Origin of the sequence: Mycobacterium sp. E3298 (genome assembly GCF_001666895.1) — a bacterium.
Classification (GTDB): domain Bacteria; phylum Actinomycetota; class Actinomycetes; order Mycobacteriales; family Mycobacteriaceae; genus Mycobacterium.
On record NZ_LZJB01000038.1, the window covers coordinates 1 to 2,699 of the forward strand.

Annotated in this window: 2 protein-coding genes and 1 pseudogene; 1 reads left to right on the forward strand and 2 read right to left on the reverse strand. The window is 68.5% G+C overall.

Annotated elements, in window-relative coordinates:
- Positions 1–291: thiamine pyrophosphate-dependent enzyme (locus tag A9X05_RS01575; protein WP_255369103.1), on the reverse strand; the 291-nt coding region annotated here is incomplete at its 3' end.
- Positions 288–2,087, reverse strand: a complete 1,800-nt coding sequence (gene acsA / locus A9X05_RS01580; RefSeq protein ID WP_067778705.1) for an acetate--CoA ligase — start codon at positions 2,085–2,087, stop codon at positions 288–290. The genes acsA and A9X05_RS01575, both read right to left, overlap by 4 nt.
- 177 nt (positions 2,088–2,264) lie before the next feature.
- Here acsA and A9X05_RS01585 point away from each other — a divergent pair.
- Positions 2,265–2,699 (forward strand): annotated as a pseudogene (locus A9X05_RS01585) (NAD(P)H nitroreductase); the annotation flags it as partial.

Sequence of the window (2,699 nt, forward strand, 5' to 3'; positions counted from 1 at the left end):
ACCGCCGCGGCCCCGCGAGCAGCCCTCCTGCTTGCCGAACATCTCGGCCATGATCGAGGTCATCGGGATGCCACGCAGCAGCGCGTGCGCGTGCTCGCGGTACGTCGCAACCACCGCGTCGTCGTCGGCCAGTGCGCGCAGGGACCCCGCGGCCACGGCCTCCTCGCCGACGTAGAGGTGCAGGAATCCGCGAATCTTGGCCGCGCTGTACAGTTCCGCGCACTTCTCCTCCATGCGCCGCACCCGGATCATGTCGGACAACAGCTCATGGGCCAGTTTCGTATCGGTCATGATGGCACCCCTTCGGCGTGCTGGACGGGGCGCTGCTCGATGGTGGATGTATCACCTTCGGGCAGGCCGAGTTCGCGGGCCTTCAGCAGGCGCCGCATGATCTTGCCGCTGCTCGTGTGCGGCAACGAGTCGACGAATTCGATCTCCTTGGGCGCCACCGTGGCCCCGAGCCGTTTGCGGGCGTGGCCCATCAGTTGCAGCCGCAGGTCCTCGTCGGCCAGGACGCCGTTCTTCAGCGTGACAAAGGCCTTGACCATTTCGCCGACCGTCGGATCGGGTATGCCGATGACGGCCGCCTCGGCGACGGCGGGGTGATCGGTCAGCGCGCTTTCCACTTCGAACGGACCGATCAGGTGTCCGGCGGACTTGATCACGTCATCCTTGCGGCCGACGAACCAGAAGTAGCCGTCGGCGTCCTTCTTCGCGAGATCCCCGGACAGGTAGAGGCCGTCGGCGAACGCGTTGCGGTAGCGCTCTTCGGCGTTCAGGTAACCGCGGAACATCGATGGCCAGCCGGGCCTGAGCGCGAGCTCACCCTCCACGCCGGGTTCGTCGACGACGTCGACGGGCCCGTCGTCGTCGCGGTGCACGATGAAGGCGTCGACCCCGGGCAGCGGCCGGCCCATCGACCCGGGCTTGATGTCGAACGCGGGTGTGTTGGCGATCATGATGCCGCCCGTCTCGGTCTGCCACCAGTTGTCGTGAATCGGCAGGCCCAGCACCCGCTTTCCCCACCAGACCGCCTCGGGGTTGAGCGGCTCGCCGACGCTGGCGATGAACCGAAGCCGCGGAAAGTGGTAGCGCGCGGGCAGTTCCGGTCCGGCCTTGATCAGCATCCGGATGGCGGTCGGTGCGGTGTACCACACGGAGACGCCCTGGTCCTGCAGGATGTGGTACCACCGTTCGGCGTCGAATTCCGCCTCGTCGACGATGGAGGTGACCCCGTGCAGGAGCGGGCTGATGATGCCGTAGGACGTGCCGGTCACCCAACCGGGATCGGCTGTGCACCAATAGGTGTCGTCGGGATGCAGGTCGAGCGCGTACAAGCCGGTGACGTAGTGCATCACGACGGCGCCATGCACGTGGATGGCGCCTTTGGGCGTGCCCGTGGTCCCGCTGGTGAAGTGCAGCAGCGCCGGGTCGTCGGCGGTGGTCGGTTCGATCGGCGCGTTCTCGTCGGCCGCGTCCAGCCATTGCCAGAAGTCGAGCGTGCCCGGCGGCGCGCCGCCGCCCTGGCCGTCGTCGACCACGAAGACGTGCCGGAGCGAGGGGAGCCGATCGCGGATCTTGGCGACCTTGCGCTGGTAGATCGCCCTCGTGGTTACCAGCACGTCGGCCTGCCCGATGTTGACTCGGGTGGCGATCGGCTCCGGCCCGAAGGCCGAGAACAACGGTGAGACGACGCTGCCGTTGCGCAGCGCGCCCATCATCGCGATGTAGAGCTCCGGGGTGCGGCCCATGAGCGTGAAGACGCGGTTGCCCTTGTTGATGCCCAACGAGCGCAGCGCGCTGGAGAATCGCCGGGAGAGCCGGCCGAGCTCGGCGTAACTGAGGTCTTGGGTGGCGATCACACCGTCCCAGGGCCGGTCCGGGACGAACCGCAGGGCCGTGCGCGTGGCGGCCGGACCAGCGGTGTGACGATCGACGGCGGCGTAGGCGATGTTGCACAGGCCGGGGCCCATGCCCTCGCACGGATCCGGCACATCGGACCAGTGGAACTGGGCGCGCTCGTGTTCGTAGTCCGTGAGGTTGGGCCGAACGGAGAAGTCGGTGGCCGTTTTGCGGATGACGTCCATGAAAGGGTCCTCGCTTCGGGTAGTCGCCTTCATCGTTTGCCGCGGGGCATCGCCGCAATAGAGACAAAGGTCATCAGTCGACCCCGGGTCCAATGACCCGACGCTGGGGACCAAGGACCCTGGCGCGCGCTGCCCGCATGCCCGAGGGTCCAGGTAGGAAAGGAGGGGCGACGAGCGATGACCCCGACGATGGTCGACACCAAGGTGCTCACCAGGGCGGTGGAGCTGGCCTGTCGCGCCCCTTCGCTGCACAACACCCAGCCGTGGCGATGGGTCGCGGGCGGCCCGAGCGTCGACCTGTTTGCCGACCCGGACCGCACGGTGCCCTCGGCCGACGGCTCCGGCCGCGAGTCGATCATCAGCTGCGGCGCGGTGCTCGACCATTTCCGCGTCGCGATGGCGGCCGACGGGTGGGCGACGAGCGTCGACGAGTTTCCCAACCCCAACAACCTCGACCACCTGGCCTCGGTCGACTTCCTCCCGACCGACTACGTCGCCGCGGCCCGGCGCGATCGCGCCGCGGCGATCCTGCGCCGCCGGACAGACCGGCGGCCGTTCGGCGCACCGAGGGACTGGGCGTCGTTCGAGCCGGTGCTGCGGAGCGCCTTCGAC